Source organism: Sphingobacterium sp. UBA6645 (assembly GCF_002455685.1).
Taxonomy (GTDB): domain Bacteria; phylum Bacteroidota; class Bacteroidia; order Sphingobacteriales; family Sphingobacteriaceae; genus Sphingobacterium; species Sphingobacterium hotanense.
Genome location: NZ_DKLH01000060.1, coordinates 1 through 7010, shown reverse-complemented (window position 1 = coordinate 7010; position 7010 = coordinate 1). Strand labels below are relative to the sequence as shown.

The 7010-nt window shown below is 40.0% G+C and carries 7 protein-coding genes; 2 read left to right on the top strand and 5 right to left on the bottom strand.

Features of this window, described 5'->3' with window-relative positions; all coding sequences use genetic code 11:
• Positions 1-348 precede the first annotated feature (348 nt).
• A complete protein-coding gene (locus B2400_RS11750; protein ID WP_149526188.1) occupies positions 349-816 on the top strand; it encodes a universal stress protein in 468 nt (155 codons plus the stop codon).
• A 1-nt stretch (position 817) separates the two neighbouring features.
• On the opposite strand, the gene B2400_RS11745 is transcribed toward B2400_RS11750, so the two are convergent.
• The 5 genes from B2400_RS11745 to B2400_RS11725 all read right to left on the bottom strand — a co-directional run bounded on the left by B2400_RS11745 (position 818) and on the right by B2400_RS11725 (position 6263).
• Positions 818-1993, bottom strand: a complete 1176-nt coding sequence (locus B2400_RS11745) for an RsmB/NOP family class I SAM-dependent RNA methyltransferase (protein ID WP_293933561.1) — start codon at positions 1991-1993, stop codon at positions 818-820.
• A 7-nt stretch (positions 1994-2000) separates the two neighbouring features.
• Positions 2001-3287: an ABC transporter substrate-binding protein gene (locus B2400_RS11740; protein ID WP_286652131.1), complete on the bottom strand. Its 1287-nt coding sequence runs from the start codon at positions 3285-3287 to the stop codon at positions 2001-2003.
• Positions 3244-4794 (bottom strand): glutamine-hydrolyzing GMP synthase, encoded by a 1551-nt coding sequence (gene guaA, locus B2400_RS11735; RefSeq protein ID WP_149526191.1) that lies wholly within the window; start codon positions 4792-4794, stop codon positions 3244-3246. Before guaA ends, B2400_RS11740 begins: the two co-directional genes overlap by 44 nt.
• Before the next feature lie 259 nt (positions 4795-5053).
• Positions 5054-5749: a head GIN domain-containing protein gene (locus B2400_RS11730; protein ID WP_293933554.1), complete on the bottom strand. Its 696-nt coding sequence runs from the start codon at positions 5747-5749 to the stop codon at positions 5054-5056.
• A gap of 13 nt (positions 5750-5762) precedes the next feature.
• On the bottom strand, positions 5763-6263 hold the full coding sequence (locus B2400_RS11725; protein WP_149526193.1) for a hypothetical protein: 501 nt from the start codon (positions 6261-6263) through the stop codon (positions 5763-5765).
• A gap of 216 nt (positions 6264-6479) precedes the next feature.
• Here B2400_RS11725 and B2400_RS11720 point away from each other — a divergent pair, with 216 nt between their 5' ends.
• A complete protein-coding gene (locus B2400_RS11720) occupies positions 6480-6989 on the top strand; it encodes a DUF5362 family protein (RefSeq protein ID WP_149526194.1) in 510 nt (169 codons plus the stop codon).
• Positions 6990-7010: the final 21 nt, after the last annotated feature.

Genomic DNA, 7010 nt, shown 5'->3' with positions numbered 1-7010 from the left:
TCTATTTTACTGTATTTTTTACTTCTAAAGATTCCTGTTCAATTCCCCCTGAACAGGAAAATCGAATTATTCTTAGAATTTAATTAAGTATACTCATTCTTTAGTCTCCCTCATTATAATTTTCGTCGGTATCTCATTTCTCGGAATAAAGATTACTATTCTAATAAACCATTCTAAGCAAAACGTTTTCACTTCTAAAGATGGCGTTAAAGCTCTTTAGAAAGAACATGTCGTAAAGGTTTGTATTCTAACTTATTATTAAAAAGCAGAGTTTAACAGAAAAAATGACTAAAACTATTTATTGCCTACAAGGTTTTTAATATATTAGGTAGACAAACACTTAAGATTATGAGCGCAACAAAATTTAATAGAATATTATTAGCAGTTGATGAAAGCCCCTGTTCGGAGCGTGCGATCAACTATGCGAAAGGAATAGTAGCCGATCTAAAGCCGTCGTTGGCATTAGTAACTGTAGTCCCTCCTACTTCACCGACAAGCTATGGCGTTGATCCGTTATTAGGACAGCAACCTATCATTGTCCCGGAGGTATCGGAAATTCAGCAGCAATCCGCGCAGAACTTCTTAGATGGTTTAGCGACAGAGTTCAGCGCTGCTTCCGAAACCTTTACATTTAATCGAATAGGTGATGTCCGCGATGAAGTTTTGCAGGTGGCTAAGGAATGGACAGCCGACTTAATAATTGTAGGCACGAATGGTCGCACTGGTTTTGACCATTTCTTATCAGGATCTGTATCCGAGGCTATTATTCGAAAAGCAACTTGTCCTGTATTGGTAATTCCTTTGAATTGCGATTAGATTAAGGCTTAATGAACTTAGCCGTAAACATGGAATCCGCTTTACGATCGTATCCTAATATGGGCGTCATGCTTTCCAGCTTAAGGTTAAGTTCGTTTTCAATGAAAGAAACAACCTCCTCATTCTCCTCTTTATATACCGAACAGGTGATATAAATCAAACTCTTTCCAGTCTTCAAATAAGGAATAGCATGCTTCACAATGCGCTTTTGTAACGTTGAGAACCTTTGAAGCTCATCCCCACGGAACTTAGAGAGGATCTCAGGCGTTCTTCCCCATGTCCCTGAGCCGGAACATGGCGCATCTATGATGAGACCATCAAAGCGCTCATTTGCCATGATATGATCAACCGGATTATTTAAATCCAATATCTTTTTGCGATAAGGCTTCTTGATTCCTGCGAGGTCAAAGCGTTCATCTAAATTTCTGAGGATACTCGAACGAACATCCGAAACCATCAGATTGATATGCGGAAATTTATCTAACAATAACAGCGATTTACCACCCGACGCGGCACAGGCATCCCACCATGTTTCATTAGCCTTGGCTTGCACGGCGTTTAAACTCTGTTGCGACGAATAATCCTGCACCTCGTATAAGCCCTGAATCTTCTTTAAAGCCTGCAGATTAATGCTATTGCTCATTACTAAGGTTTGGGGACCTGCCTCTAAAAAAGAGATAGCTTGATCCTCTAATCCCTGCTTTACGATCGTTTCACTGCCCCGCTTTAGGCGGATAAAAAGATCGGGTTGTATAAAATGAGAACTGATAAATTCATCTTTTCCAATGCTGGGCGACAAATGATCCGACAGCGGAAATACCTTGCTTAAAAACTCACCATATAATGAACTAATAAAGTCAATCTTATCTTGCAGATCCGTAAAGCCTTTATTTACCCAATCAGGTTTAAACTCATGAACCACAGCACTTTCTTTCTCACAAAGATACTCGGCAATTGCTAAGCGCTCTGTTAAAGGAAGATCTTCGAAAGCGCGTCCTAAACGGAATACATTATAGCAGTATCTGGAGTTCATCCTTCTATCGGATGAACCCATCTGCTTATTATTTTTATAAAACTGTGTTAGATATCTAGAGAAAGGTTCTTGGAAATGATACCCATCTAAGGTGCGTTCGAAATTGCGAACTTGTTGATGAACTCGCTTACTGTTGTATTCCAAGATCTATTTATTGGAAAGAACCATTACGGTAGGTTCTTAGCTGAACACCTTCATTTACATATCCCCATTGCTGGTTATATTTAAACTTATAGTTGCTAAAAATACCGTTAAATCCTTCGTTTTGTAATTTGTCTGCATAGTCAGCACCATACTTGTTCAACAAGTTGGTGAAGTATTTTCCAGCGTCGTATCCCTTATATGCGAAATCGGAAGGATCAACCTTGAACTGGTTTTTATAATTACGTTGGAAATTCTGAACTTCTGTGCTCCACACTTTTAAATGACTCTCACCTGTAATAGTCGGGTCCATTCTATAAAAGTTAGAATACGGTCCGAAGTCGAAGCGATCCCAAAGTGGGTGTCCGAATAATTTGATGGCAAATCCTTCTCTTACTTTCGCATCTAAGCCAGAAATTAAAGAACGTAATTGATTCTTCTCTGTCGTTCCGGTAATTACGAAAGCAGTCTCCAGATCAGGCATAGCTGCCGTCAATTGCGAGACCGTGGTAACATGCTTCACCACGATTGCAGGATTCACTTTCTTAATCTCTTCGTCGATACCAGCAATGAACTGTCGATGATCATTATCACGTGCGTCGAATACTAAAACAACATCTCCAGTTCTATATTTAGATGCGACCTCGTTAGCAACGGCGCGCATGTGAATACGAATTGGAGGCGTGATAGAAACAAGATTCGATTGATTAAATTCCGTAGGCATTGCCGCAGCTAACGGATTTACTTGAAGCACATTTTTATTGGTATGGCTCTTTCCAAACGAGCGGATCTCCTTTGGATAAACCGGACCTACGATAAGGATCGCGTCCTGAACATCTTTGGAAGCCGCCAGCGATACATTACGCATTTCGCTATCTTGGGTATCCATAACCTTCAATGCATAGTCGCCGCTCTTCTTTGTCGCCTCGTTCATCCCCAACTGAAATCCTTGATAGAAATCCAATGCTAAAGCAGAACGTTTGACATCTTCCTCACTCATGGAGTTAACCGCTACGCGATCCAGTTGGAATGGTAACAATAAAGCAATACTATTGTTAGCTTTCGTTGCTTTCTTTTCTTCGGCAGTTTTCGCCTCTTCTTTCTTCTCCTCTTTGCCCTTCTCGCTGCCTACTGCACCACCATAAACATCTGGCGAGCGGAGCACACCGACTTTTGGGGTACAAGAACTCACGGACAGCACTAAGCCTAGTGCTGCCGCGAATGCTGTATTTCTTAAAATGTTTTGTTTTAGTTTATTCCCACTCAATGGTTGCTGGCGGTTTTGAACTGATATCATACACGACTCTATTGATTCCTTTAACATGATTAATAATTTCATTTGAAATTTTAGCAAGTAGATCATAAGGTAAGTGAATCCAATCAGCCGTCATTCCATCTAACGAGCCTACCGCACGTAAAGCAACCACGTGTTCATAAGTACGCTCATCGCCCATTACGCCGACCGATTGTACAGGCAAGAATATCGTTCCTGCTTGCCAAACCTTATCATACCATCCGGACTCTTTCAAGTTACGGACATATATGTCATCTGCTTCTTGCAAAATTCGTACCTTTTCTTCAGTGATATCGCCTAAAATACGAATCGCTAAGCCAGGGCCCGGGAAAGGATGTCTACCCAAGATAGCTGGATCTACGTCCAAAGTCTTCCCTACTCGGCGTACTTCGTCTTTAAATAAAGTCTTAAGCGGCTCAATTACTTTGAGTTTCATGTAATCAGGTAAACCTCCAACGTTGTGGTGAGACTTGATCGTAGCCGAAGGACCTTTTACCGAAATAGATTCAATAATATCTGGATAAATAGTTCCTTGTCCCAACCATTTAGCTTCTACACCTGCAGGAAGTTCGCTTTGTATTTGTTTTGATGCCTCATCGAATACGTCGATAAAGGAAGCACCAATTATCTTTCTCTTTTGTTCCGGTTCAGAAACACCTGCCAAACGCGAGTAGAATAATTCCTTCGCATTTACACCTTTAATGTTCAAGCCCATATGCTTGTAAGATTCCAACACCTGCTCGTACTCATCTTTACGCAATAAGCCATGGTCTACGAAGAAACAGTGTAGTCTCTCGCCAATTGCATGATGCAATAATACTGCAGCAACCGTTGAGTCAACACCACCAGATAATGCCATGATCACATGGTCATCACCCAATTGCTCTTTTAACTCAGCAACTGTAGTATCTACGAAAGCATCAGGAGTCCAGTCTTGCTGGCAACCACAGATACCAATGACAAAGTTCTTTAATAGAACCTGACCATCCGTACTATGAGTAACCTCAGGGTGGAATTGTATACCGTATGTTCTTGTTCCTTCTACATGGTAGGCAGCAACGCGAACTTTGTCAGTACTCGAAATGATCTTGAAGTTTGAAGGAACTTCTTTGATCGTATCACCATGCGACATCCATACTTGAGACTGCACAGGAATACCTTTTAATAATTCATTCTCGTTGTCTACGAACTGTAGATTCGCACGGCCATACTCACGAATGGTCGAAGGCAACACTTCGCCTCCGGATTTCTGCGCGATATATTGAGCACCATAACAAACCCCTAGTAATGGGAATTTGTCTTGAATAGCTTTGAAATCAATTTGAGGAGCTTCCTCCTGACGAACGGAGTAAGGACTACCAGAGAAGATCACACCCTTTACTGAGTCATCAAAAGCAGGTAGATTGTTGTATGGATGGATTTCACAATAAACATTAAGTTCTCTTACGCGACGTGCGATTAGCTGCGTATATTGCGATCCAAAATCGAGAATGATTATTTTTTCTGACATGCCGCAAAGTTACAATTTCAATATTGATTTTGCAGGAGGAAATTTAACAATTTCATCATAATCAGATAAAAGGGAATACGAGCAATCTAAATCTCTCAGATAGCCGATCAAGCTCATTCAACAGCTAGAAAATCTTTCATGCATCCTTTGAACCAGCTATCGGAATAAAAGTTCTTGGTGACCTTCGAAAACAAAATAAATCAGTAAAAAAAAGCGACGAGATATCTCGTCGCTTTTTATATTAAAATCAAACTATTATCTATAGTGTTTGGTTCCCTTTTACGAAATTAATCTTACCACCTGCAATACGCTTATGTGTGCGTTGTTGAGGATCGCCATATACATCGATAACACCACCTGCCCGTGTTTGAACATCCGCAGCTTGGCTCGCGAACACCTCCGTCTTTCCGCCAGCATTCGTACGTACTAATGCGCGCTGCGCTTTCAAATCCTTACCAAAGAATGAACCACCCGCAGTGTTATTAACCGTCAGCTCATCCGTAGTTCCCAATAAATCGATTACCGAGCCTGTGTTCGACTCCACCTCTACCTGCTGCGATTCTATCTTAGCACGAATCTTCGCACCCTCATTGGCAAAAATATCTAAACGGGCATTTTTAAGCGTTTCTTCCTCAAAATTAACCTCAGCGCCCTTTCTAGCGATTATTTTGGAAACCGTAGGCGTGTAAATAACGACAGATGCCTGATTTCCCTTTAAATAATATCCAGCTTTCATCTTTAAACGAAGTTCGTTGTTTGAAAATACGGCTTCAACTTTATCCGCCAATTCTCCAGTAATTTCCAACTCATTTCTGTCACTAGGAACAACCGTTACCCAAATTCTATCGGTTACTTCTAACGTACTAATCGCGTTAATCTGTTGTTTAATCTGTCCATTTACCGCCTGTGTAAAAAGGCCGATCGCCATAAAAAATAAAAATACTGTCTTCTTCATATAAAATGTTAATCTATCTAGCTAATAACGCAAGTTCCGAGGCATTATACATATTTGCCCCCTTTAAATATTTGTAAATTTTATCTTTTGCTACTTTATCGTTCATTTTATAAAGATTATTCATCACATAATCTTTGTCAATCTGCACCTGATCGTGATATCCCAAGTACTTTGGAATATAATACTGTATGCATAATCGGATAAAACGAAGCTCCACATTATTTGGATTCGACTTAATCTCTTTCTCCAATTTATTCTTGCCCGATTTGAAATAATTCATTTTCTTAAAGGGATTGGAGGTATGCTTCGCCATAAACATATGAAAAGCAGCCGCATATCCGCGCTCCACAGGGGTATTCGCTTCCGACTCTAAAGTCTCCAAATGCCGTTTACAGAGCTCCTCATCTTTTACACCCTTATTAAAATCCCCCCTAACAACATTTAAATCTAGTTTCTGAGCATAAGCACTCTTCGTCACGAACAGCACAAATGCCATAATACAAACTTTAATCATAATTCTCCCAGCTTATTTAGATAGTAAAATACAAAAAATAAGCCAAGACAATATTTACTGTGCCTTATTTAACATTTTCACAGTTTTTTTTACCTGAAATACTGCATTATAATTTGAGATGGCATAAGAATGTGTATCAAGAAAATTATTATATTTACACTTAACCACATCATTAGCGCTTAACCATATCATTTATCATATTCTAAAAACTCAATTATGGACAACTTCGAACAAAACCAAGAGCAGCCTTCTGGCCATTTTGCACCTAACCCCAGCCCTTTTCTTGAATTAACACCTTTAAGTATTGAATACCTGCGCGAAGTAGCCAAATGGGCAAGATTTCTAAGTATAGTCGGACTAATCGGAATCGGTTTATCAGTGATAGCCTATATTTTTCTTGGTGTCACCCTCAGTGCCGCGCCTCTAGCACTCGACGACACTGGTGCAGCCAAAGGCATGGCAGGAGTTACCGGGCTGATGTTTATTCCCGGAGTAATCATTATGCTTATTTACATCCTCCCAATTTGGTGGCTATATCAGTTTTCAACCAAATTAGGAGAAGCAATAAACTTCAAAAACAGCCAAGTCTTAGAAACTTCATTCCAGTTTCTTAAAAAGCACTATAAGTTTATCGGTATTCTTGTAGTCGTAATGTTGGCACTTTATATCTTACTATTCGTCGGTGCTATTATCGCAGGAATTTCTGGAGCATTGATCAACATGTAAACAAACTTGTACGAAAAAGAG